The organism is Pseudomonas kielensis (assembly GCF_030505375.1).
GTDB classification, from domain to species: domain Bacteria; phylum Pseudomonadota; class Gammaproteobacteria; order Pseudomonadales; family Pseudomonadaceae; genus Aquipseudomonas; species Aquipseudomonas kielensis.
On the sequence record NZ_CP130043.1, the window covers coordinates 5,102,344 to 5,127,881 of the forward strand.

The window sequence follows — 25,538 nt, forward strand, 5'->3', positions numbered from 1 at the left end:
GCAAACATCCTGGTCAATGAGGGTTAAGTGCAGAGCACGGCGGCACGCACCGGGTCAATGCTCACCAGCGCTGCCAGCAGGGCCTCCATGCGCTGGGCCAGTGCCGGTTTGTCTGAGTCCTGGCGCTGGGCTTTGAGACGCAAGAGTTTGAGCAGGCGGGCCTTGACCTCGAACTCCAATTCCGGTTCCCACTGCGCCAGGACCTGGCGTTGCGCGCAGGCATCCAGCTCACTCAGCAGGTGCAGGGCCAGATCGTTCTTGCCGTATTGCTCGGCGACCCGCGCCATCAATAACCGCAACTGCCAGCGCTGGCGCCCGCTATGCACCCCTGGGCGCGCCGCCAGCCAGGCCAGCGCCGATTCCACGCCATCGCTGTCGGCCTGGGCCAGCGCCTCGGCTTCCAGGGACAGGACCTCGGCATCGACGGTGGTCGTCGCGACCAGCGGTGCCGGCAGCCATTGCTGCGGCTGATTACCACTGACGTCCCGGGTGATCCACTCGCGGGTGGTCTCGTCGGCCAAGGGGCTGCCGTCACTCCAGCACAACAGCTCCAGTCCGGGCAGGCGTTCGAGAAACATGCCCAGGTCACGCCGGGCAATCGCGGCCCAGCTGTCCTGAGGTGGCGGCAGTTTGCTCAGGGCCTGGTACAGGTACCACTGCAGGTCCAGCCAGAAGTGGTTGACGCCCTCGGCAAAAATGCGCTCGGTCTGCTCCAGCAACTCACTCCAGTTCTGTTGCACATACAGGCGTTTGAGTTGCGCCCGACAGTCGCTACGCGGTGGTGCCAGGCGCGTAAAGCCGTTGGCGCCCTGCGGCGGGACCTGATGCACGGTGTCCCAACGCAGGCTCTTCATCAGGTGATGGGCCGCCAACCAACCCAGGGGCTGTTCGCGCAGATAAGCGGCCAAGGCGCGGCCAGCGTCGAGCAAATCGCGTCCAGACTTGATTGGTGCAATCGGCGGCGCCGCTCTGTGTCCACCCGCCTCGTGACCGGCGCTATGCTGCGGAACCAATGCGTCGACACCACCAGACTGCGCTAGCCGCACGGACAACGCGCGGTGCAGTGGCCCCAGCTCCGGACGCTGGTTTTCTGGCCAGTTCGCCAGGCCCTGCTCCAGCCACACCAGCGCCGCCACCGTACGCTCGGCTTCACTTTTGACCACCTCCGGGTGCAGCGAGAGACTGTCCAGCACCTTGCTGGCGGCCAGCCATTCCAAGGCAGCCTTGCGACTGTTGGGCCGGGCGGGCAGCACCTGGTCGGCGTATCGATCGACCAGCGCAGCCAGCAGATTGAGGCCATCGGCCAGCCCTGCCTCGCCGTCTTTGTGCAAGCGGGCCCACAGGTAGTAGGTGGCCACGCGCAGGTCTTTGCAATTGTGTTTGAGAAGCTTCTGCGCCCATTGCACGACTCGCTCCAGGTCCGCACCGGACAACTTGTTGACCTCTTCGCGCATGTGCTGAAAGTCATCGTCATAGCCCGGGTCCTGGCCTACGGGCGACTCGCCGCTGATGGGAAGCAACCAGGTTGCCCAGCGCTCGGCCTGGGAACGGGCCAGGGCCGTGGCATCGCGCTGCCCCAGGCAGCGGGCGATCAATGTCTGCAGGCTCATTCATTACTTCCGTTCAGTGCATAAGGTTCGGGCTCTACGCCCTCCTCAAGAAATATCCGCGACGGCAACCTGAAGTCGCGTAACTGCAGCAACGCCATCGGCCCAGCACCCAGTTCGGTGCGCAGGTGCCAGGTCAGGCCCAGGCCATCTGCGGCCTTGAGCACCACGCGGTAGCGGCTGTCGCCGTCATCCAGGGGCGTGACCTGGGCCTGCTCCAGCAGTCGGATCAGGCCCCAGGTGCCCGGGTAGTCACCGAACAGCCGTTCGCCGCTACTGATGCTGGTCCAGCTCAGGCTCGCCCCCGGGTGATCGCTGCGCCCAGGCCAGTTGAACCGCTGCCAGTTCTCCCGCTGATTAAAGTACTGATGACGCTCGCCATTGAGGATGAAGGTGGTCTGCACCACGTCGCGTACCGCTTTGCCCTGCAGCTCGAACCCCAGGCCCATGCCACCGTCGGTATAGAGCACATCGGCCAGGTGACTGAGCTGGTTGATCGCCGCGAGAAACTTCGGGTTGAAACGCAGGCCCTGGCTGTGCCGCGAATCGGCCACCCAGCGATTGCCTTCCTTGCGCAGCACGCCACCCAACTGATGCTGCAGAAACTGTTCGATGCGTCCGGAATCGGCGCGAATCATCTGTCCCAACATCGGCAGCGAAGCATCGCTACGCGTGGCGGCAAACGGGTAGCGGCCGGCGAACGCGCTGTGCCAATGACTGCCGATCGAGCGCTGCCACTGACGATTGAGACTCGCGGCCGAGGGTTGCAAGACCCGCTGCCAGGCCTGCTCCAGCGGCTGCACGAAGAGCGTCTGACCGATGCCCGCCCATTCCGCTCCGAGGCTGGCGGCCAACAGGCTGCCGTAGGACTGGGTATCCGTGAGGTCGACGCTCTTGCCCTGGAACACGCTCTGCGCCAGGGCCTGGGTCATCTCCTGCGGATCCGGCGCATGGCTCACTTGCTGCAGTTTCAGGCGCACCCGCGTCACGCGGGAGAGAAAAGCTTGCAGGCTGAGGCTGTCATTCCTGCTTTGCGGGTCCTTGCCGAGCAGCGCCAGCAACGGGCCAAACGTGGCATCCAGCGGGCTCTGCGGTTCCTGCAACTGCTGGTCGATCAGCGCCACTTTGTCCTGGCCCACCAGCTTTTGCGCCGACTGCAGCAAGGAGTCGCCGAGGGCCTGGTGACGAGTGCCTGCCTGGCCCTGGTAAGCCAGGGTGTTCATCAAGGCAATCAGCGGCGACTGGCGCGTATCGCTCATCAGGCTCAATTGGTCGATGACATCCGCCAGGCTATTGGCTGGCTGCCAGCGCAGGCGATTGAGAAAGTCCAGCCAGGCGCTGCCATAGTCCTCGAAGTAACGTGCGGTGAGACGCTCGCGCAGCAACTGCGGGCTCAAGTGCGTGGCGAGTGCAGCCGGTTGGTCGCTGAGTACCCAGTCGATCTCCTCGCGGCGCGCCTCGGCGATGGTATCGATCGCTTGCCGCACCTGGCCCTCCCAGGCCTGCCGGGTAAAGACCCCAGGCACCTCGGCCGGATTACTGAACAACGCGCTGGCATCGGTGACACCCACCATCTGCCCCAGGCTCAGTGCCGGGTAGTGGTTGGCGGCCGCGTCGAGCACCTGCTGGTACAGACTGGCTTCGGCGTTGCGCTGCCCTAGCTGGCCGAGCAGCACCTGGCGCACTTGGGCCACCAGCGTTGGGTCGGCCTCGCTGCGCCACTGCGGGTACGCTGCCAGGTGCTTGCCGTAGAACTGCCACCAACCGGGGGCCAGTCCCTCCTCGGCGCCACCCAGGGTATCGGCGAGAAACCTCGCGTCAGCCTTGTCGGGACGCGCCAGCATCAGGTAGGCCTTGAGCTGCGTGTAGGCCCCCGGAGCACGCCGCGCGCGTTCAGGGCTGTCCGCCGGCAGTTTGACCAGCGCGCTGAGCTCGCGCTGTAAAGAGGCTAGCGCGGGGTCAAGCAACAGTCGCTTATTGACCTGGACATAACGTGGCCACAACAGCGCGAGCAATGCAGGGTTCTGGTTCAGACCAAAACGCTGATACCAGGGGGCGCCTTGCGCGGCGCGGTAATCCAGGCGGTCCAGTTCAGTCACCAGCGCGTTGAACGCCAGCCGTTGTCCATCACCGGCCGGCGCCTGTTCGAGGGCCAACAGCACGCCTTGCACCTGGGCGATATGGGCACGGTTAGTGGCAAACGACAGCAGCATCCCCGCCCCCCACAACAGCGCCAGGACAAGGGCCAGGGCGTAACCGACTCGCGGGACACTCCAGCCCAGGCGGCGTTTGACCGACGGCGCCGCCAGTACGCCCTGCCAGGCCGGGTCTGCCAGCCAAACGTGCGGGTGAGAGGTGTCCGTACGCGGTGCCAGTGCCAGGCTGAACCACACGCCGCGCAACGGCACCCCCTGCGCCAACCGCCCCAGCAAGGGGGCCGCCACCTGGGACCAGCGGCGGATGCCCTCGTCCTGCAGATCCCGGGACAGGCGGTACAAAAAGTCATGACCCATCACCTGGTTCATCTGCGCAATGCCTTGTCGGCGCAATGGCTCCAGCCACTGCTGCAGACGCTTTTCCAGCACCTGCACGGTGCAACCCGCGGGCAGTTCACAGCCCACCGCTTGAACGTTGCGACCTTGCTGTGACCAGGCGCTGTGACACACCTGCCACATCGCCAGCGGCAGATGCCAGCCCAATTCCCGAGCGAGCCGGCGCAAGCCCAGTGCGCCCTGCTCCATCGCCACCGCATCGGCGCTTTGCTCGGCAGTGAGTGCCCAGACCACCCCGTCCAGCCCACGCCAGCGGCTACTCAAGTCGCGCCAAAAAAAGTCCTCGGATGCATCCAGCACACTGCCACCCAGCAGCAACACCAGATCCTGCCCGTGCTGCCAGCGGTCGGTGCTCAGGCCCGGAGCGATAGCATCAATCTGCGCCGGCTCACCGACCACCAGCAGCAGGCGGACGTTGTGACGCCAGAAGGGGCCGTAGTGGGTGCGCAGGTATTGCTTCAGGGTCGCGACACTTTGCATCTCCTGAGTGGGCGATGCATCAGGTTGCGCCGGGGCGGGCAGATCATCGGCGTCTTGCCGGTGGTAGGCAGCGCGCCCCAGTGAACGCCCGAGCAGAGGGTAAGCCACCAACAGCATTACGCTGACAAACGCAACGATCGATACCACCCACAACCCAATGCCTTGACCGTCGCTGCCAGGAGTAATTGCTAGCCACTCAGGGAAACGCCAGGTGATGAGCCCACCCGCCACCAGCACTAAGCCAACAAGCACCCCAATCCCTACGGTGTGTGGAGACAGCATTCAAGATTCCTTTGTCAGAAGCGGTGACACGGGCGCCAAGACCATGCCCCACGGCCCCGTTTGACCGCAGTTGTCAGCGCTGAAAATGAATTGAGGCCCGGCGCCGAATTCTAGGTTTTGCGTAGCGGCAGCGATTGCTAGCCAAGGTGACGCTACGCCCGGATGCCCCAGCAATGTATCGAGGTTACAAAGCCCTTGAGGGGCGTTTGCGGGCATGGACACTTGTGCCAGTACCGTGTTAATTGCCGCATCCAGTGCGCTGGCAATCCCCGCCCGCCAGACGTATTGGATTGCCTTGGCGTCCAGCGAAACCCAATTCAGAGCCTGCTTTACTGCAGGCAGCAATGCCTCGGCGGTAGGCTCGCGTGCGAGTTCCGGTCGATGAAGGTAGGCAAGTGCAGGCAAGGTGTTTTGCGTCAGTCGGTTGCCCAGTAACACCCCAACGGCGGCGTCCGCCGTACCTTCAAGCGGTTGCGGCGAAAACTGTACCGCCACCACCATCAACAACCCCCGATCCGCAATGCGCTGATCAAGCCAATGGTCCAGCGCTGCCAGGCCGCTACTGTCGAGCGGCGACGCTGACTGACGGATACCGGATTCACTCCACGCGTGGCGCCATACCCGTCGCAGCACAGACTCCGGCAAACCACTATCGATCTCCAGTAACAATGCCACCGGCGTATCGTCAGCCAGATGGACCAACGCTTGCGCCAGATCGGCGAGTACCTGGTTGAGCACCTGCAACAGCACCTGCTCAGGGGGTTCATGGGGATCGTATGGCAGGTAGCTATGGCGTACAGGGTCACCACCTTGGCGCGGAGCTTGACTCTGTAACGCCTGGGCCCCACTCAGGAACGCGTGCAGTTGCGCTGCCGGTGATTGCCCTGCTTCGCGCAGGCCGGTGTGCACACTCACCCCCAGGACTTGCTGAGACCGTCGACCACGTCGTGTCTTGCGCAGTGAATCTTCCTCTCGGGCTTGATCCCATCCGTCCGCAGCCCGTTGCTGCCCCAAATGCACCAAGCCTCGGACGAAGCTCAGCAGACTCCAGAGCAAAAGCGCCAAGCCCGACGCTTGCGCCCAGTAGTTCAAGGGCCTCTCGCGCCATGCCGCAATGTCCCACGCCCACGCCACGCCGATAGCGGCCACCAGCAGCAGAGGCAGCAGCACCAGCCACAACCACACCCGAGGGGGGGCTGGTCGTGGCGCCCTGCCTGGGATTTGATCCAGTCGCACCGGCATGACTAATTTGCACTCGCGGCGGGCAACGAGGTGATCAACACGCACCCACACGCACAGCGGTGCCCATCAAACGCTAACGGCACTCCATTCTCGCGAAACGTCCCATGTCCTTCGGCAATTATCGTCCGACCATGACCTGGCACGGGGCACTCCACGGGATCACCCTGGCGAGCGACAGCAAGACCTGCAAATTGCATGGCGCTAGAGCCCGACAGGACTCTGCCCCCTCCCGTGGTTTTATCACCTGTGCGAATGATGCCTTTCATTACTTATTCCTTATAAAGTCCGCGTCGATCAATCCGCCGGATGTTCAATAGCCAATACGTCCTGCGCCGAGAACACACCGTCGTGCACTACATAGTTTGTTGAGCTCAATAACTTTCCCGCCGTATCGATCCTGGCAAACCATTGAATGGAAAAGCCTGTTTCATGCCATTGCACTGAAGAAAAATCCAAGTCTTGCGCCTGTTCGCCGGTGTTCTGACTGGTCAATGAGATCGAGCGCAAGCAACTGCTTACAAGGACCCGCGTTATCGGGCTCAGGGTGCCCCCTTGAACCTTATAGACATACAACCAAACTTCACGACCGACGCCGCAATAAGCCGTAGGCTTGCCGGGGTTAGAGTCCGAGACTTGAAACAGAGGCAAATAAACATCGCCATTGATCTTGTGTTTTTTCTTGTCATACACAATGCCCGACACGTCGGAGTAGAGCCTCAGGCGATACACGTCGCCATCCGCGGCATCGATGTAGACAGTTCTGTCGGTGTTGCCTGAAAACGATAACGGCGAAATATCCAGCGCGTTAGCTGTACTCCCCCAGCCGAATATCAACATCAACATCAACAAAAAGCACCTGAAACTACTCTGCAAGTACATGATCCGCATAACACACCCCCTTATATTCCCACGGGTGGTCGGCAGACTGGCCCTTTGTGCCTTTCTTGTACGTATCCTTATCTCGCTCCCGCAGTTCGCTTTCGGTTTTGCCTTTGTTTTTTTCTTTATCCATTGACCAGCCAATATTTCCGGTATTGCTGTCGCAGAGGGTATTTTTCTTCCTGACCCAGGAGCTGGCAGCAGCGTCCCACTCATGGTAGGAACCGCCATTCCAGCGGCTGAACACCTCATGCCTGAGCTGCTCATCGGTGTACGTCCGGCTTGCCTGTCCAAGGTATTGTTTAGCGGCGCGCACTTTATCCTTGTATATGGAGGAGCCTGCCAGAATATTGGCCTTCCAACTCCAAACCTGTTCAAAGGACGGGGCTGGATTGGTCATTTGGGTGATGCCATAACCTTTATCAAAGGCAACAATGGGTTCGCTATCCAACTCGATGAAGTGTTTGCTGCCCGTCTCCTGCTCCAGCAACTTCTCAAACCCACTCATATCCTCGAGATCTGCTATGTAATTCGCAACGCTGTCTTTACTCGGGTTTGCGCCTTTTATAACCACCGACCGACTGAGTGTCCTTTGGCCAAGCGCCACAGTCACCGTTAACGTTCCACCTAGAACGCTTCCGGATAAATCGGCGACCCACACATTATTGCGGTTATTAAATGAGCCTGATGCCTTGAATGTCTGTAGGGCATTCCCTTGGCGCGCCCGCTCCCTCAAGCCACTGACTTTTGCATCCCACTCTATAACCCAGGACCACGTACAGTCGGCAACTGCCTGCGCGTGAAACTCGAAGACTATTTCCGGAAACTCACCATCCTCAGTTATTTTGAACTCGGCATTTTCAACCGGTGAAACCCACCTCAAGGCATTGTCCGCAGAAACCACCTTGGTCACCGCATCCCCTGCGCTACTGGTACTTCCCGCATGCCTGACCGTTTGCATGGCGTTACTCCTCTATTCGCACATATAACGACTGATTTAAAGGAAAGTGCACTGAAATAATCGAACCCGATGTTCACCAAGTGCCATAGGGGATACCGTACTGGTCGATATAGGCTTGGGCTTCGGGTTTCGGTGCTCGGTAGTAAATACCGTTGCCATTGCGATGAGGCCCAAGCGGCTCAATCTCCGCCTGAAAACGCCCGACCTCCTTGAAGCCTAGGCACGCCCCGCCCACCCAAACCTTGACGATGCCGCCGGGGGCCATGCCTAAGGTGATGGAGTCTCGATAGTCATCCTTCCACTTTTTGGAACCCTGGCAAAACGTCCGCTCCGGCCTGACCATCTCATCGCGCACCCACTGCGGGATCGGGATGCGGATCTTGTAGGCTTGCGGCTCCACCAGCGATTGCCAGCGCAGGAACAGCCGCTCCGGCAGGTCGACGTTGTTTATCGGTTTCATTTTTCCCCCACCCTTATGCCAACCCTCGGGCTTGCGGGTGTAGCCGGCTACCCCCCCATGTACACGAAAGAACGCCAAGCCACGTTGATCCAACACATCCACGGTCTCGACCCAGACCTCCATAAAGCGCGGTGCGGCGAGACCGACGTACCAACTGCTGTAGGGCAGCTTGGGAGGTGCGGGCGACTTAGGCCCGCTGGCGCAGGCGCACAGGCTGAACATCAACGAAGCCAGCATGGTCAGGCGCTTGAGTGGAGTCAACTTACCAAGTGCCATAGGGGATTCCGTGTTGGTCGATATAGGCTTTGTTCTCAGGCTCTATGGGAATGTACTGGCCGTTGCTCTTGCCCCGGTACGGACCCAGCGGCTCGATCTCCGCCTGAAAACGCCCGACTTCCTTGAAGCCCAGGCAGCCCGCTCCCACCCAGACCTTTACGATGCCACCGGGGGCCATACCCAGAGTTATTCTGTTGCGATACAGCGTTACGTCTTCTTGGTCGGCTTCGCAAAACACCCGCTCCGGCTTGACCATCTCGTCGCGCACCCATTGCGGAATCGGGATGCGGATCTTGTAGGCTTGCGGCTCCACCAGCGATTGCCAGCGCAGGAAAATCCGCTCCGGCAGGTCGACGTTGCTCACGGGCATCATCGACCCTCCACCCTTGTGCCACCCTTCTGGTTTGCGGGTATAACTTGCGACGCCTCCAGACACATGAAAAAACGCCAAGCCACGCTGATCCAACACATCTACGGTCTCGACCCAGACTTCCATAAAGCGCGGTGCGGCGAGACCGACGTACCAACTGCTGTAGGGCAGCTTGGGAGGTGCGGGCGACTTAGGCCCGCTGGCGCAGGCGCACAGGCTGAACAGCAGGGCAACCAGCACGGTCTGGCGCTTGAGTGGAGTCAACTTACCAAGTGCCATAGGGGATTCCGTGTTGGTCGATATAGGCTTTGTTCTCAGGCTCTATGGGAATGTACTGGCCGTTGCTCTTGCCCCGGTACGGACCCAGCGGCTCGATCTCCGCCTGAAAACGCCCGACTTCCTTGAAGCCCAGGCAGCCCGCTCCCACCCAGACCTTTACGATGCCACCGGGGGCCATACCCAGAGTTATTCTGTTGCGATACAGCGTTACGTCTTCTTGGTCGGCTTCGCAAAACACCCGCTCCGGCTTGACCATCTCGTCGCGCACCCATTGCGGAATCGGGATGCGGATCTTGTAGGCTTGCGGCTCCACCAGCGATTGCCAGCGCAGGAACAGCCGCTCCGGCAAGTCGACATTGCTTATCGGCATCATTTTTCCCCCACCCTTGTGCCAACCTTCCGGTTTGCGGGTATAGCCAGCCACCCCTCCATGCACATTAAAAAAGGCCCCTCCCCGTTGATCGAGTACATCCACGGTCTCGACCCATACCTCCATAAAACGCGGCGCGGCGAGACCGACATACCAACTGTTGTAAGGCAGCTTGGGAGGTGCGGGCGGCCTCGGCCCGCTCGCGCAGGCGCACAGGCTGAACAACAGCGCAGCCAGCAAGAGCGGGCGCGTCACTGCGGGTAACCCTTCTGCGGTTGGTTGGAGTAGATATTGCGTGTGTTGTCGGCCGCTGGTTTGTTGATCAACATTCCCCTCTTCGGAATCCAGTGCGCGGACTGGTGGATGTAGCGACCCCGTAACAAGCGTTCCTGGGCAGGATCGAGACAGACCTCCTGACCTGCCAGAGCCTGATCCAGGATGTGTGCGGCAATCGGTTGCAAGTCGACCGGTATCGCCAAGTCAGATCGTGCTTCAAGTTCTTTGAACGGCACCCCATGACGCACGCCCAATTCACGCATGACCCGCAGCGCTACCAGCGCCAACTCGCCGCGCATCGGGCGCTCCAGCTCAATCGTCAGCAGGTGCTCCTGCTCAAGGGGCTCCAGCTTGCCGCTCGGCGCACGGGAGAGCGGCCAACTCTTGATCGTCAGTTGGCCCTCCCCAGCCAGGCCACTGGCACGCAGCGCCTGCACCTGGGCATGGGCTTGCGCCCACAATGGATGGCTCGTAATAGGGCGGTGGGCCGGTAGGCTGATACGCCGCGGCTGGGTCAACCACAGGCGCTCGCGGCCACGCGGCAGGTAACCACCGCCAATGTCCGAATGCACCCCGGGCAGGCTGATTTGTTGATGGCCGTGCAATACGCTGTTGAGCGCAAAGTTGTGCCGACACTCGTCCCGGGCCTGCAACTGGATGACCTGGCGCGCACAACCAGGTGGCAGGTACAGGTTGACCCCCGGGTTGTGATCGTTGGCCGGACTGAGGTCCAGGCCGACGATGGCGGCGACGGTGTCGAACAGGCCGATCAGGTTAAGGCTGACATCCACCGCGGGGTCGAAGCTGGCCTGCAGGCCGAAGCGACCAGCCTGCAGCAATTCGCTGAACAGTCCACGGCCCGGTTTGAGCAGCTCGTTGGCGCAATGCCGCGCAGCGGCGGCGCCACGACTGAAGCCAAAGATGTCGAACTCGATACGGCGAATTGACGTCCCGGGGTTGGCACCCGTAAAGTCACGAAGTTGACCTATGATAGCCTCTGGTGCTTGCTCCACCCGCGCCACTACCCCAGTTCCCCCTCGCCCCGTGCCCTGGCCGAAGAGCGAGTCGTTTCCACCACTGCGGGTACCGATGCCGTCCAGGTAAACCGGAACATAGCCAATCCCATCCCCCGGAGGGAGCCCTTCGGTGGAATGGTCGGGATACAACCTGTACAAATGCGCCACATTACTCGGTGCATTCCCAAAACTGTCATCCGGCCCCCGGTCGAATCCATCTCCATCGAACCCATCAAATCCATACTGCTCACACTGCTGGACGATGCTTGCCAGTTCGTCGCGGTCGAACAACTGCAGATCCTCGCGCCGGCATTGTTCGGTAGCGGCGGCATTAGCCTGGTTGTTGCCGGTGCCATCAAAGAACAGGCCCAGGCGCAGGGTGATGCCGTCGAGTTCTTCCTCTTCCTCCTCTTCTTCCAGGCCATAGCTCAGCGAAAGCTCTTCAGGGTTGGCGGTAAATACTCGCTGGGTAAAGCCTTGGCTGTCGGTGCTGCCTTTCCAGACTTTGCCGCCGGCTGCGGTGATCGTGTAAGGCATATTGGCCAGGGCCTGCTCGGCGTCATCGGCGAATATCCGGAACTGCTGGTTGAATGCCAGCGGCGGATCGATGGGCACTGGCAGTGCCCCGAGCCGTGCTGCCTGCGAAACCTTGCCGGGAAAGTACTCCAAGTGCGGCGCCTTGATACGCACGTCGCCTGCCGTCGCAGTTTCGATAGCGTTGGCATCCAGGGTGATGTAGCTGCCACCGGCATTGAGGGTGATTTTTTTCTTCGCCGTGATGCGGATTTCATCCTCGGTACTGGTGATCTCCAGGCCATGGCGGGCCATCAGCTGCAACCTGTCGTTCTGTGCCTGGACACTCACCGGGCCCTGGTTGGCGATCAGCTTGATCCCCAGTTTGCGCACAAACAGGCTCAACCCCTGCCCCACCCCCATGAACAGACGCTTGGCCACACTGATGTCCGCTTGCGCGCCGGCGCTGAGCATCAAGTTGTTTTGCGCGGCCAATTGCAGATGTTTTCCGCTCGTGAGCGCTATCCCGTGTGGTGCACTGAGCAGCAACACGGACGACTTGAGTTGTTCCAGGTCTTGCTTGAGCAACTGCAACTGCGCCTGCACATCGGCCGGATCGGCATTGGCCGTCTGGGCATCGGCCGACACCCTTTCCAGTTGATCGCCTGCCTGTTGCAACTGGCCCAGCGCGGCGCTCATGTCCAGCATCGGCCCCTGCGCTTTGGGCTGTGCATCCGCACTGATAAAAAGGCCGCTGCCGGCTCGAATAGCTCCGTGCCCATCGGTGCGCAACTCCACGCCCTGGCCCCGCGGTTGACGCTGGGCGTCAACGATATGCCCCAGGCTCAACTGGCTCTTGCCGCTGTGTTCGGTGCTGAGCTTGATGTGCTCCTCGCCACGGCTGTCGTCCATGCGCAATTTGTTGTTGGCCGGGGTGCGCAGCACGTTGCGTTTGTAGTTGTGCAGGGTCACGGGGTCGGGGTGCTGGCTGTCGTGCAGGGCGTGGGCGATGTAGGGCCGGTCCGGGTCGCCTTGTTCGAAGGCGATGGCCACTTCGGTGCCGGCGATCAGCGGCAGGTGCAGGCCGTGGGTGTCGCCGGCGTACGGGCGGGCCAGGCGTAGCCACAGGCTTTCTTCGCCGGCCTTCCAGCTGTCGCGGTCGAACAGCAGGTTGACCTTGTAGCGCCCTTCGAGGTCGATGTGGCCGTAGGGGTCGTTGGCCCGGTTGCTGGTGACCCGCGCAGGGACGGTGCCGGCGATCTGCGGTTTGCTCGGCACCGGCGGGCGGAAACACACGCTGTCCGAGTAGGGAATGGCCTGGAAACTGACCTCCAGGCTGCGGTCGCGGGCGGCATGCAGGCTCAGGTGAGTGATCAGCGCACCCGGGGCAAAGGCCTTGGGTGCACCGCCGGAAATGTTCAGGACCTGGCCCGGGGCCAGGGTCGCGCTGCTGCTGATGCCGCTGAGTTGCGTCTGGTCGTTGAGGTAACGCTCGTGGCGCAGGCGGGCGTAGAAAAAGCCGCTTTCGCTTTGCAGCTCTTCGTCCTGGTCGAGGGCGTCGCCCAACTGGGTATACGGTTCGGCGTACAGATAGGCCTCGCCGTAGGTGCTGCTCGCCCCGCGGCTCTGGTCCACGTCGCCCTTGAGCCAGGCGTTGGCCTGGCGTGGGTCGTAGGCGCGAAAGTGAACGTGTTGCTCCACCACCTGGTGGCGAGTCTCCAGTTGCCAGACGGCGTCCTGGGCGCTGCTGCTCAGGCCGGAGGTTGGTCGATAGGGCAGTTCGACGTCGAACTGATAGTGACGCTGGGCGTCATGCAGCTCCAGCACGTCGATGCCCAGGCGTTCGTCGTTGGTAACGCGGTACCAGATCCCGACCTCGGCCAGCAGCCGCGAGATAAAGGCCAGGTCGCTTTCACCGAACTGCATGACCTGCTCGCGCTTGGGGTACTCGCGCAGCAGGTCGAAAAAGAAGTCCTGGCCTTCGAAGCCGTGGCGGCTGCGCAGGATGCTCTCGACGATCTGCGGCACTGATTGGTGCTGGTAGATACGAAACTGTTTGCCCCGCGCCAGCAACGCCAGGCGCGGTTGCAGGGTCAGCTCATAGCGTGCTTCATCCGCCGAGCCGGACAGGCGTCGAAAAGCTGTGACCACACCGCGCAAAGCACGCAGGGGCAGGACCACGTCGGGGGCGCTGAAGCTGAACACCGGCACGTTCGACGCCAAGGCGTACAGGCTCAACTGCGCACGCTGGCCGAGCATCTGCGCGGCCTCGATTTCAGCGGCACTGCTGGTGAATTCAATGCGGTAGCTGAACGGCTGGCTGAGTTGCTCTTCGCCTTCGAAAGCGAGCACGTCAAGCGGCGCCTCGCCCCCCTCGACCTGTAGCTTGTGCCGGCTGTGGTCGAAAAATCTGGTCATTTGGGTGGGCATGCTCAGGCCTCCGTGGCGCCGTCAGCGAACTGCAAGCTGACGCCCAGCTCCTCGCTGTAACCCATGGTCACGCGGTGGCTGGGCTGGCGGGCCGCCTGGCGTTGCAGCAACTGCTGGCTGAGCACCGGCAGGATCTGCTGGTTGAGCAGGCTGTCGATGCTGCGTGCGCCGGCGTCGGGCAGCAGGCAGGCGCTCACCAGGGCATCACTGAGTGGCTCGTCGTAGTGGCATTCGAGGTCGTAGTGGCGTTGCAGGCGCTCGGCGACTTTGGCCAGCTTGAGGCCGACGATGCGCTTCAGCGCGCAGGCTGGCAGCGGGCGATAGATCAGGGTCTGGAAGCGTGCGAGCAAGGCCGGCTGGAAGTGCTCGCGCAGCAGCGGGTGCAGCCGTTCGTGCAGAAGACTGTCCGGCGCATCGGGTTGCTGCTGGAGACAGGCTTGCAGTTGATCGCTGCCCAGGTTCGAGGTCATGAGGATCACGGTGTTGCGAAAGTCGATTGCCCGCCCTTCGCCATCGCGCATGAAGCCACGATCGAAGACCTGGTAAAACAGGTTGAGGACGTCGCGATGGGCTTTCTCCACCTCGTCCAGCAGTACCACGCTGTAGGGGCGTTGGCGGACTGCCTCAGTGAGCACGCCACCCTGGCCATAGCCGACATAACCGGGCGGTGAGCCTTTGAGTTGGCTGACGGTGTGGGCTTCCTGGTATTCGCACAGGTTGAGGGTGATCAACGACTTTTCGCCGCCGAACAGACAGTCCGCCAGCGCCAGGGCGGTTTCGGTCTTGCCGACACCGCTGCTGCCCACCAGCAGGAATACCCCCAGGGGCGCTTTTTCTTCGGTCAGGCCGGTCCGCGCCGCCCGCAGACGCTGGGCCAGAGCACTCAACGCCGGCGTCTGGCCAACTACCCGCGCCGCCAGTTCCTGCTCCAGCGCCAGCAGGCTGGCCTGTTCATCCTTGAGCAGGCTACCCAGGGGCACTCCGGTCCAGTCGGCAATCACTTCAGCGACACTGCGCGCCGTGACGTCGAGGGACACCAGGGGCTGATTGCCCTGGGCGTCGCTCAGTTGCGCCTGCAAGCGGGTGCAAGTGTCCATGCACGCTGGCACGGCCTGGCGGGCGTCGAGCAGTTGCCGGGTCAGGTCCAGTTGCTGTTGATGGTGCTGCTGCAGTTGAGCCTGCTGGTGCTGCAGGTCGGCGTGTTGCGCGGCAATCGATGCCAGACGCTCACGGGCCTGGCAACCGCCCAGGTGCTGGTCGGCTTCAAGGGCCTCGCGCTCCAGGCCCAGCGCAACCTGGCGGGCACGCAGGCAGACCAGGGCTTGCGGCTCACAGTCCAGGCTCATGCGTACCCGGGCGCTGGCGGTATCGAGCAAGTCGACAGCCTTGTCCGGCAGTTGCCGACCGGTCAGGTAGCGCCGTGACAGGCTGACAGCGGCCTGGACCGCCGCGTCGTGGATGTGCACGCCGTGGTGGCTGGCATAACGCGCCTTGAGGCCTCGCAGCATGAGACTGGCGCTGGCATCGTCCGGTTCGTCGACCTTGACCTGCTGGAAACGTCGTTCAAGGGCGGCGTCGCGCTCGAAATACTGCTTGTATTCGCTCCAGGTGGTCGCTGCAATCGTGCGCAGCTCACCCCGGGCCAACGCGGGCTTGAGCAGGTTCGCCGCATCCGCCCCGCCGGCCTGGTTGCCGGCGCCGATCAAGGTATGGGCTTCGTCGATGAACAGCAGCACCGGGTTGGTCGACTGTTGCACCGCCTCGATGACGTTTTTCAGGCGTTGTTCGAACTCTCCCTTGACCCCGGCGCCAGCTTGCAACAGCCCCAGGTCGAGGGTGCGTACACTGACGGGCTTGAGGCTGTCGGGGACATTGCCCTGGGCAATACGCAACGCCAGGCCTTCGACCAGTGCGGTCTTGCCTACCCCAGGCTCGCCGACCAGCAATGGGTTGTTCTTGCGTCGGCGGCTGAGAATATCGATCACCTGGCGGATTTCGTCGTCGCGACCCAGCACCGGGTCGATCTGCCCGGCCCTGGCCTTGGCGGTGAGGTCCTGGGTAAATCGTTGGAGTACCGCCTGGCAGGCATCGTCCGCCGGCGGTGGGCACGGGTCAGGCAACAGGCTGTCGTCGCCCATCGCGCTTTGCTGTTGTGCCTGGGGACGTTCTTCGGAGTGTTGATCGAGCAGGACGGATAGCTGCTGCAACTGCGTTTGACCCAGGCTCAATAATGGCCATGCCGCATCACAGGCCAGCAGGCTTGGCGTCTGCAGCAAGGCACCGAGCAAGTGGGCAGAGCGCAGGCTGGTGCAATGGTCGTCCAGCGAGGCCAGCAGCCAGGCATCCCTGATCAGTTGCTGCAACCTGCCACACAGCTGAGGTTTGCCCTGCACGCTGCGCGGCAGACGGTCGAGGTGCTCGAGCAGGCCTCGCCACAGCGCATCCATGTCCCATTGGTAGCGACGCGCGATCAGGGTCAGGTCGCCCTCGCCCTGTTCCAAAAGCTTGAGCAACCAGTGCTCGATGCTGATCTGCCCATGGGCTCGGCTTTGGCACAGCGAAGCGGCCGAGCTCAGCGCCTGGGCACAATAGGGATTGAGGCGGCGAAGCAAACGGGTGGCGTCAGGGGCCATGCAGGTACGTCCTTATACTGGATTCTGGGTGCGCGGACGGTTGCGTCAGCGCTAGGTGTGCCGCGCGATGTGATTGGCTGAGCATCCGCGCACGGACACTCAACCCAGCACACCGGAGCCAGCAGACCGGCGTCAGCCTGCTGGCGCTTTCAGGTCAAGCGCTCTCGCGCGTATTCCAGGCGTCCGAGTGGTTGAGGTTGCCGTCCTTGAAGGACCAGGTGATTTTTTCGTAGCGCAGTTCGACTTCCTCCAGGTGGTTGTGTTTTTCCTTGGTGGGGTCCTTGATGTCGTGCATTTTCGAGGCGACATTCACCACCTTGACCTGCTCCAGCAATGCGCTGTAGCTCTCCACTTCCTGACCTGCGGTGTTGATGCTGTACCACTTGAATTCAGCGCTCTGCAGGGTCTGGCCGGAAGTCACCGCCTTGAACAGATAAACGGTGGCCGCGTCGACTTCCTTGGTGAACGTAAACGGCGAGTGAATGCGCGTGCCAGTCAGCTTGCCGGTGTTGTTGTCGGTCGGAATCGACACGTTATGGTCCAGAGCGAGTACTTCGATGCTGCCCTCTCGCCCTTGCATGTCCACCGAACCTTTGATTGGGCCGCCGCCGTCATTGGTCAGCCACAGGTAAACGGGAATTGCCATGTGAAACTCCTTTCTCAGTACTCGATTGCCGCTGTCGCGGCAGGGGGTTGTCTGTCCGATCCGGCGGTGGGGAACACACAGGCCCCCGCTGCCGGGATCAGACGGATTTCGACGCGTCGATTGGCCGAGCGCCCGGCCTCGGTGGCATTGCTGGCGATCGGCTGGCTGGCGCCAAAGCCCTGGACTGCAAAGCAGCTGTCGGGGATGTCACCCATGCGCTGCATCCAGTCATGCACCGCCGCCGCGCGGGCGCGGGACAGTTTCAAGTTGTGCTCGGTGTTGCCGGTGGCGTCGGTGTGCCCGGCGATGACGATCAGCCAACCGGCCTGGGCCTGGATGCCGACCAGGGCGTTGATCAGCACTTTGGTCGAGTCCGGCTTGAGCCGCGCACTGCCGCTACTGAACAGTGACAGGCTGTCCAGGCGAACCGGGCGGCTCACGTGCGCCGGGGTCGAGGCCGCTGGCTGCCGGTGTCCGGCAATAGTCGCCAGCAATGGCGTGCGCAATCGTTCGCCGTGATACAGGCCGAGTCCCAGGGCCAGTGGTGCGCCACGGCGGTAGTAGTGATCCAGGCGCACTGCGGACTGGCGCAGGGTTGCCAGTGCGTCTTCGCGCTGGGTGAACGATGGATGCTCAGACCGCTCGCTGAAAGCAATGACGTGGTAGCGACGCAGATCATCGCTGACCTGCCGGGCCAACAAAATGTTCTGCCAGGCCGAGCTGGCGAGGGCCACGACAGCCGCTGCGACGAACAGCCAAAGTGCGATCAGCGGTGCGCCACGCAACGGCGAACGAGAGGGGCGGATTGGCACGACAGACAGCAACGGATCGGGAAAGATCAACGGCCTGTCCACCTGCCGTTGTGCCAAGGGGCTATCGAGCAGGGCCAGCTTGTCGCGCAGCCACTGCTGCCACAGGTTGCCCGACAGCGTGCCGTCCAGGGCCGGCACCAGGGTGACGGCGCAAGCCAGCGCGGGCTCGACGGTGGTATGTCCGTCCCGCTTGGCCAGGTGTGGCAGGACTGATTCGGCGAGCCAGGCCGCAGCACTGTTGAGTTGCACGCTGACCTGCAAACGTGCGGCCCGGGTGCCAGGATCCGCGACCTGGCGCTGCCAATCGGCGAGGCTGACACAGGCGGTGGATTCACGTACCCAAGGCTGGGCCTGCCCCGCCTCCCAACTGAACCATGGACCGGCACCGTGCGCACTCTGCAGGTAGCTCGCCAGCATCAGCGGCAAGCCGATCCCGCGTTTGCGCACTTGCGCCACCTGGTGGCAGAAGGCGCGCAGTTGTCCAGCCAGTGCGGCGCTGTCGGTATGCTCAGCGGGGTTGATGATCAACAGCACACTGAGTTGTTCGCCCCACTGCCCCCGTTCGGCGAGCAGCCCGGCGACCAGTGTTGGCAGTTGTTCAAGGCTCGGTACCCGTACGAAGCAGCCTTGCCCGGTAGTGCGCAGCGCGATCTGCGGCGTCGGGGGGAGCGCGAACAATTCGTTGGCGCTATCCCCCCAGACCAGCACCACGGGCAAGCGGTACCCGGGCGGTGGAAGGCAGGCGTTTTCGGCCAGCACCAAGCAACCACGCCGCAGGCGCGCCTCATGGCGGGCGCGCCGCCAGGCCCGGCCGACGAGCAACAGTACGGCCAAGACCATCATGACCCGCAGCCAGCCTGCGAGCGGGATAATCATCAGCAACCCAAGCCACAGCCCCCCGGCCCACAACCAAAGCCCTTGCGCCTGCCTGGACGTCATCGGTAACGCTTTCATGCCTGCCCCGGCACTAGCGTTGCGATGACATTGCCCAGCAGTTGGTCGAGCCCCCACCACACCAGCCCGAGCACCAGTGCCGCCATCAACAGATGGACCAGCGGCGAATGGTCCCGCCCCAGCCAGCCCAGGCGCCGACTCGCACGCCTTTGGCTGGGCAGGACGTGGTCGAGCTCAAAGGGCGCGACCCGGGCAGTCAGCATGGTCAGTAATTGTTCACGCTCAGGATCACCGTTGTCGGGGTAGCGCCCGCGAAAGCCGAGCATCAACACGCGCTGGAAGGTGGTCAGCACCAGCGGGTCCGGCGCAGGTTGGTGCAGCACTTCGCGCAGGTCGGTATAGAAAAACTCGCCGGCCTGATGCCGGTTGAAGAACTTCGCCTGCAGTGGCTCGCCGGCCCACCTCGCATGGGCATCGCCCTGGGCACAGCCGAGCATGGTTTCATCCAGCAAGGCGCACTGCGCGTGGCTGATCAGTTCGATGCTGCGTTCGCTGACGTGGGCTGCCTCGAGGTCCTGGCGAACCCGCTCTACCTGTTCAACGCAGCGCTGCCACAGCTGATCACTGTTCTGCGCCGATGCTCCCTGGCGCAGTTCGACAACCAGCAGATAGCTATCTTGCATCAGCCCATCGATATCCACCGCCAGGGCGCGGTGGTTGTGTGCAGCGCTCAGGCTCATGTGCGCAGTACCGCAAACAGTTCAAGACGGACGTCGGTCAGCGTGCTGGGCACGTAGAAAGCACAGACCCCTGCCGCGAGCATCGCCCTCCCCTTGGGGTGACTCAGGTCGAGGGCGAAGTACTGGTTTTCCAAGCGCAACGGGATGGCCGCCGGTACATGACTGAGGGGCTGCAACGGAACACCGTCCAGCGCGGCGTTGACCAGTTGCGAGACATCATCCGGGGTACCGACCTTGCACAGACGCGGGAACTGCTCCTGCACCTGCACCACCGGCAGGCGGCAGCGCACCGAGAGGTAGAAGTCCGCGCCACCCGGCTCACGCAAGCGTCCATCGTTGAGGCTGACCTGCCAGCGATTGGCCCCGGTCTCCTGCAGTTCCAGGGCAATGACACGCGACGGCAGGCTGGCTTCGAGCAAGGTTGAGATGGTGCTCATCAAGGGCGCGAATACACTCTCCAGCTGGGTGTGCCGATAGCTCGGAATCTGCTCGATATCGTGATCCAGGGAAAAGGTCAGCAGGCTGCCCGCCAACTTGACCAGGTCCTGATACACCTGCTCCGGATGACGCGCAGGGTGCGCCTGCAGATCGGCCAGGATCGGCTGGTAGGTGTTCAAGGCATTGAGTAGCCAGAACAACGACACATCGGCCACCGCGAAGTCAGCCATGCGCTGGTTACTTTCGCGGCGCATTCCCATCAGCCGTTGACGCTTGGCCGACAGCTGAGTCAGCAGGTTGTCCAGTTGCCCGAGCAAACCGGGATGCGCGGCAAAGCTGATCAGCGGCGGCACATACGCCGGATCGAGACTCCAGGTACCCAGGCCGTCGCGTATCAGGCGCGCGACCGCACAGGTCAGGTAGTCGCCGTTGTCATCGTTTTCCTGGCGCAAGCTCAGCGCATATTCCAGTACGCCGACCGATTGCACGTCATCGCCGAAGATATCCTGCACCTGGCGCCAATCCTGGCGATAACGCACCGGCCGGTCTGCCCTGTCACCCTCGAACAGGCAGTTGTTGCCATTGGCCTGTTCAAGCGGCAGCGCCAGGAGCAGCGTGACCTGCTGGCAGGTTTCAGGCAGCAGGCGAGCCAGTTCCAGGGCCGGAGGCAGACGATCTGCTTGCTGGCTATCGATCAGGGTGCCGTCAGGCATCCGCACGCACAACTGAGTCGCCTTGAGCAGGCCCAGCTTCAGGGCCTGCGCGTCGAAAGCCACGGCCTGCACGCCCCATGGATGGACCTGCGACAAATGGGCAATGGTCTCGTTGGTACGGGCTTCCCAGCGAGCCTGCTGCTGGAATTGCTGCGGGCACAATAGGGCTCCCGCATTCCACAGGGGGCGGTCGATATTCATCAAGATTTCCTACAAAGTGATCAGGCTTTCGCTTTCGGCATTTGCGAAACCAACGACAGGTTGACGTCCATGCCTTCCACCTGGAAATGCGGCACGGCGTACAGCTTGACGCGGAAGAACCCGGGGTTGTCCTCGATATCCTCGACGGTCACCTTGGCATCACGCAGGGGGTGCGAAGCCTGCAAGGCATCGCCAGGGTCGGTCATTTCAGTCACGAGCCCGCCTATCCACTTGTTCAATTCCAATTCCAGCAAGCGCCGGTCTTTGGTGGTGCCAATGTTCTCGCGCTGGATCAGCTTCAGATGATGAGCAATGCGCGACAGCAGGAAGATGTACGGCAAACGGGCATTGATCCGGCTGTTGGCGGTGGCATCGACGGTATCGTAGAGCGCTGGCTTCTGAGTCGAGTTGGCCGAGAAAAAGCAGGCGTAGTCGCGGTTCTTGTAGTACGACAGCGGAATGAAACCGAGGTTGGCGAACTCGAATTCACGGGTCTCGGGGATCATCACCTCCGATGGAATCTTCACCTGGTTACCTGTGCCCAGGTCGTACAGGTGAATCGGCAGCTCGCTGACCGCGCCCCCAGACTGTGGGCCACGAATCTGCACACACCAGCCATTGGTGATGAAGCTCTTGACCATGTTGGCGGCGAACGCAAACGCAGCGCTGGTCCAGAGGTATTTGTCGTGGTCCGGGCCCTTGACGCTCTCAACGTAGTTGAAGCTGCGCACCGGCACAGTGTCCGGGCCATATGGCAAGCGGCCAAGTACCCGTGGCATGGTCAACCCAATGTAACGGGCATCGTCGCTGTCACGGAAGGCTTTCCACTTGATGTATTCGGCACGGTCGAAGTAGTTGCCGATGTCTTTGATTGCAGCCACCTCCTCCATCGACTCCTTGCCGAAGAATGCTGGGCCCACGGCGCCAATGAACGGCATGTGCGCGGCGGCCGCGACCTTGGAGATGTTACGTAGAAGGGCAATGTCTTGCGGGCTGCGATCGAACTCGAAGTTGGAAATGGCCGCGGCGAACGGCTCGCCGCCCGGGGTGTCGTACTCCTGGGTGTAGGTCTGCACATAAAGGCCGCTTTGCGCGACTTCAGGGGCATCGTCGAAATCCTGTACCAGGTGCTCCTTACTGATATCCAGCAGCTCGATACGCACGTTCTGGCGGAAATCGGTCTGATCGACCAACGACTTCACTCCGCGCCAGGTTGACTCGACTCGCTGGAAGTCCGGGTGATGCATCACCGCATCCAGTTGTTGGCTGATCTGCGCATCCAGCGCGCCAATGTGCTCGTCGAGCAGGCTCTTGTCCAGGCGCTCGACCTTCTGTGCCGACTGCTCTAGCAGTTTGAGGAACACGCTGACGGCGGCGGTCACTCGCTCGTCGGCAGTGGCCTCGGCCAATGCCTCGCTGCTTTGAAAAGCTTCAATACCGCCCAACTCCGCAACTGGACTGAGGTTGATCTTGCTGAACAGGGCGCCATAGACGCCGCGACTTTCTTCGGTCAACACGTGTGCGTCGCGCGACTGCGCGTGGGGATGTTCTACAGGCATGGGATAAACTTCCTTTTAAAGAATCCGGGCGCAGTTAGCGATCTTCTTGCACAGCCAAGGCAGCCAGTTCATTGCGAAGCTCGTGACTTAACCCTTCATCCTTGAGTATGAGCTCGAGTTCGTAACGAAAAGTTGAGTTGTCCAGCAGATTGGACTTTAGGTCGCGCAGGAGATTGCGCATCGCAAGCAGTGCACGTAGTTGCGGTATTTGCCGCGCTACCTGTTCAGGTTCAAAATCCTTGAGGTTACGCAACTTCAACTCGATAGCTGTCTTCGAACCGTCTTGAGCCAAGGTGTTGGCCACTGTCATTTTCAGGTCAGGGGCGAACTCGGCGAGGACACTATCGAAGTTGTTGCGATCAACGTTTATCTTGGTTCTTTGCGACAGGGGCCGCAGCTCCTGGCCGTTGCTGTAGTCGCCCATGACCATCAGCTTGAGAGGCAACTCGACTTTTTTCTGTGCTCCGCCAGTGTGCAAGTCGAGCTTGATATTGATCCGCGCCTTGGGCACTTCGTTCTGAAAACTACTTGACGCCATACATCCTCCAGACAATAACGTGACAGCCGGTGGCATCTCGGCAACCGATCCACCGGCCTCGTTAGGTAAATCCCTTTTTTCCGGCAAAAAAATAAACAAGATAAACACCTGCAAGTTGTAATGATGGATGACTTACAGAGGTGTTTCCAGCCCCAAATATAAGAAAGGGAAATTTCGTACACATATAAGGAAATACCCTACAACGCAAATTTTCCAGTTGTGAAATCAAGTACGGCTCAATAACAAAACAGCGAACTTTGTTATGCTGGAGGTTGCCCATAAACATTCTGTATCTGGATACGATCCAACTGCGTCGATTTATCAAACGCTTGATAACAGCCGCCTCGTGGTCTCCTGCATCAGCTCCAAGCCTTTATTTCTTATGGTTTTTTGCTGTTTTCCAGGATTTGCGCTCTACTTTGTTCGACAAAACCTGATCAGGCACTGTGGGGAGCTAAAGTTGAACAAGGTGGACCGCTACCTCAAGGCCGGCACCCGGGAGAACACCCGGCGCAGTTACCGTGCCGCGGTGGAGCACTTCGAAGTGACCTGGGGCGGGTTTCTGCCGGCGACGGGCGACAGCATCGTGCGCTACCTGGCCGACTACGCCGATCAACTGGCGATCAGCACCTTGAAGCAACGCCTGGCTGCCCTCGCCCAGTGGCACATCACCCAGGGGTTTCCCGACCCGACCAAGACCCCGACGGTGCGCCAGATGATCAAGGGCATCCGCACCTTGCATCCGGCCCAGGAGAAGCAGGCGGCGCCGCTGTTGCTGCAGCACCTGGAACAGGCCATCGACTGGCTCGAACAGCAGGCAACGCTGGCCGCCCAGCAGCACGACTGGCCCACGGTACTGCGCTGTCGGCGGGATGCCGCGCTGGTGCTGATCGGATTCTGGCGCGGCTTTCGCGCAGATGAACTGTCCCGCCTGCGGGTAGAACACACCGAGATGCAGGCGGGTGTCGGGATCAGCTTCTACCTGCCCCACAGCAAGGGCGATCGCCAGCACCTGGGGACCCGCTTCCAGACCCCGGCCCTGAAAAAGCTCTGCCCGGTGCAGGCCTATGGCAATTGGATTACGGCCGCGGGCATTGCCTATGGGCCGGTGTTCCGGCGCCTGGATCGCTGGGGCAACCTGGCACCGGACGGTTTGCACGCCAACAGCCTGATCCCCTTGCTGCGGCGCCTGTTTCGCCGAGCCGGGGTGCCCGCCGAGCTGTACACCAGCCACTCCCTGCGCCGCGGCTTTGCCACCTGGGCCACCGCCAACGGCTGGGACATCAAGTCACTGATGAGCTATGTCGGCTGGAAAGACGTCAAGTCGGCGATGCGCTATGTCGACGCCTCTCACAGCTTTGGGGGCCTGGCGGAAAAACCGCTGGCGCCAGGCATCACCCCGCTCGCCCTCGAATGATCCATCGGCCCGCCCGGCCTGTCACTCACGACGCCTGGGACTGCCCCGCCAGCAAGACCTCGAAGAACGATGAAATCAGCCGGCTGGAGCGTCGCTCCGCCAGGCAATAGAGGTAGGTTTCGGTGTACAGCGGGTCGCCTTCCAGGCGGATCGCGCGGATCCGTGGGTCTGCGATGAATTCGGCTTCGGACACCGCGCCCAGGCCAATCCCGCGGACCACGGCTTCGCGCAGGGCTTCCCGGCTACCGATCTCCATGGCGATTCGCGGCACCACGCCCGCGGCCTGCAGGGCGGCGTCGAGGACCGCGCGGGTGGTGGAGCCGGGCTCGCGTTGCAGCAGCGCCTGGCCTTCCAGTTCTTCGAGGCGCACCGAGCCGCGCGCGGCCAGGGGATGGGCATGGTGGGCGAACAGGATGATCGCGTGGCGCGCGTAGTGCACGGCACACAGCGCCGGATCGTCGTGCCGACCGGCCAGCACCGCGATGTCCGTCACGTAGCGCTCGAGATCGGCCAGGACCTGCGCCGAGTTGCCGACCCGGATCGACACATCGATACGGGGGTGGCGCTGCAGATAGTGGTCGACCATCTCGATCACATGGAACGGCCCCACCGCCCCCAGCCGCAACTCCCCGCTGTCGAGCCGGCCGGAATCGCGCAGCAGGTTGTGCGCATCCAGGTCCAGCGCCGCCATCGCCTGGGCGATCGGCAGCAATTGCCGGCCGACATCGGACAACTCGATGCGCCGCCCACGGCGGTGAAACAGCTCCAGGTTGTACTGCCGCTCCATGGCTTGCACCTGGGTGGTCAGGGTCGGCTGGCTGAGGCCGAGCGCCCGTGCCCCGGCACTGAAACTGCCGTGGCGGGCCACCGCGAGGAAAGCCCGCATCTTTGCGCTGGACATCCATAGACTCCATCAATAGTTAACTGCCTGAACCCATATTGAATTGATCGAAT

General features: G+C 62.0%; 19 protein-coding genes. 1 reads left to right on the forward strand and 18 read right to left on the reverse strand.

The features are described from left to right. Positions 1-23 precede the first annotated feature (23 nt). The 17 genes from tssA to tssB form a co-directional block, all read right to left on the reverse strand. Entirely contained in the window at positions 24-1,610 is a 1,587-nt protein-coding gene (gene tssA, locus Q1W70_RS23775; RefSeq protein ID WP_166590959.1) for a type VI secretion system protein TssA, read from the reverse strand. Then, positions 1,607-4,921: an ImcF-related family protein gene (locus Q1W70_RS23780; protein ID WP_302098138.1), complete on the reverse strand. Its 3,315-nt coding sequence runs from the start codon at positions 4,919-4,921 to the stop codon at positions 1,607-1,609. The genes tssA and Q1W70_RS23780 overlap by 4 nt, the downstream gene beginning before the upstream one ends. Then, complete coding sequence (locus tag Q1W70_RS23785) at positions 4,922-6,163, reverse strand: KPHS_23130 family T6SS system protein (protein WP_166590957.1); 1,242 nt, start codon at positions 6,161-6,163, stop codon at positions 4,922-4,924. Positions 6,164-6,165: 2 nt separating this feature from the next. Further along, complete coding sequence (locus Q1W70_RS23790; protein WP_166590956.1) at positions 6,166-6,429, reverse strand: PAAR domain-containing protein; 264 nt, start codon at positions 6,427-6,429, stop codon at positions 6,166-6,168. Positions 6,430-6,457: 28 nt separating this feature from the next. Then, the gene (locus Q1W70_RS23795; protein WP_166590955.1) at positions 6,458-7,006 is read right to left on the reverse strand and encodes a hypothetical protein; all 549 of its coding nucleotides are present in this window, start codon (positions 7,004-7,006) and stop codon (positions 6,458-6,460) included. A gap of 19 nt (positions 7,007-7,025) precedes the next feature. Further along, positions 7,026-8,003, reverse strand: coding sequence for a hypothetical protein (locus Q1W70_RS23800; protein WP_185817983.1), 978 nt, complete (start codon positions 8,001-8,003; stop codon positions 7,026-7,028). Positions 8,004-8,076: 73 nt separating this feature from the next. Further along, positions 8,077-8,739: a DUF2931 family protein gene (locus Q1W70_RS23805; protein ID WP_302098141.1), complete on the reverse strand. Its 663-nt coding sequence runs from the start codon at positions 8,737-8,739 to the stop codon at positions 8,077-8,079. Next, positions 8,726-9,388 carry a DUF2931 family protein gene (locus tag Q1W70_RS23810; protein ID WP_302098143.1) on the reverse strand — a complete coding sequence of 221 codons (663 nt, stop codon included), beginning with the start codon at positions 9,386-9,388 and terminating at the stop codon, positions 8,726-8,728. The genes Q1W70_RS23805 and Q1W70_RS23810 overlap by 14 nt, the downstream gene beginning before the upstream one ends. Then, positions 9,375-10,013, reverse strand: a complete 639-nt coding sequence (locus Q1W70_RS23815; protein WP_302098145.1) for a DUF2931 family protein — start codon at positions 10,011-10,013, stop codon at positions 9,375-9,377. The genes Q1W70_RS23810 and Q1W70_RS23815 overlap by 14 nt, the downstream gene beginning before the upstream one ends. Then, a complete protein-coding gene (gene vgrG / locus Q1W70_RS23820; protein WP_302098147.1) occupies positions 10,010-13,993 on the reverse strand; it encodes a type VI secretion system tip protein VgrG in 3,984 nt (1,327 codons plus the stop codon). The genes Q1W70_RS23815 and vgrG overlap by 4 nt, the downstream gene beginning before the upstream one ends. A gap of 2 nt (positions 13,994-13,995) precedes the next feature. After that, positions 13,996-16,626: a type VI secretion system ATPase TssH gene (gene tssH / locus Q1W70_RS23825; protein WP_302098149.1), complete on the reverse strand. Its 2,631-nt coding sequence runs from the start codon at positions 16,624-16,626 to the stop codon at positions 13,996-13,998. A gap of 154 nt (positions 16,627-16,780) precedes the next feature. Beyond that, a complete protein-coding gene (locus Q1W70_RS23830; protein ID WP_166592951.1) occupies positions 16,781-17,272 on the reverse strand; it encodes an Hcp family type VI secretion system effector in 492 nt (163 codons plus the stop codon). Positions 17,273-17,286: 14 nt separating this feature from the next. Beyond that, entirely contained in the window at positions 17,287-19,038 is a 1,752-nt protein-coding gene (locus Q1W70_RS23835; protein WP_302098150.1) for an OmpA family protein, read from the reverse strand. Next, entirely contained in the window at positions 19,035-19,718 is a 684-nt protein-coding gene (gene tssL, locus Q1W70_RS23840) for a type VI secretion system protein TssL, short form (RefSeq protein ID WP_302098151.1), read from the reverse strand. The genes Q1W70_RS23835 and tssL overlap by 4 nt, the downstream gene beginning before the upstream one ends. Beyond that, positions 19,715-21,070, reverse strand: coding sequence for a type VI secretion system baseplate subunit TssK (gene tssK / locus Q1W70_RS23845; protein ID WP_166592954.1), 1,356 nt, complete (start codon positions 21,068-21,070; stop codon positions 19,715-19,717). The genes tssL and tssK overlap by 4 nt, the downstream gene beginning before the upstream one ends. A 20-nt stretch (positions 21,071-21,090) precedes the next feature. Beyond that, the gene (tssC, locus tag Q1W70_RS23850) at positions 21,091-22,629 is read right to left on the reverse strand and encodes a type VI secretion system contractile sheath large subunit (protein WP_166592955.1); all 1,539 of its coding nucleotides are present in this window, start codon (positions 22,627-22,629) and stop codon (positions 21,091-21,093) included. A 34-nt stretch (positions 22,630-22,663) separates the two neighbouring features. Beyond that, on the reverse strand, positions 22,664-23,167 hold the full coding sequence (gene tssB, locus Q1W70_RS23855; RefSeq protein WP_166592956.1) for a type VI secretion system contractile sheath small subunit: 504 nt from the start codon (positions 23,165-23,167) through the stop codon (positions 22,664-22,666). Positions 23,168-23,636: 469 nt separating this feature from the next. On the opposite strand from tssB, the gene Q1W70_RS23860 reads away from it, so the two are divergent. Beyond that, a complete protein-coding gene (locus Q1W70_RS23860; RefSeq protein WP_265538306.1) occupies positions 23,637-24,584 on the forward strand; it encodes a site-specific integrase in 948 nt (315 codons plus the stop codon). A gap of 25 nt (positions 24,585-24,609) precedes the next feature. On the opposite strand, the gene Q1W70_RS23865 is transcribed toward Q1W70_RS23860, so the two are convergent. Then, complete coding sequence (locus Q1W70_RS23865) at positions 24,610-25,485, reverse strand: LysR substrate-binding domain-containing protein (RefSeq protein WP_166592958.1); 876 nt, start codon at positions 25,483-25,485, stop codon at positions 24,610-24,612. Positions 25,486-25,538 lie beyond the last annotated feature (53 nt).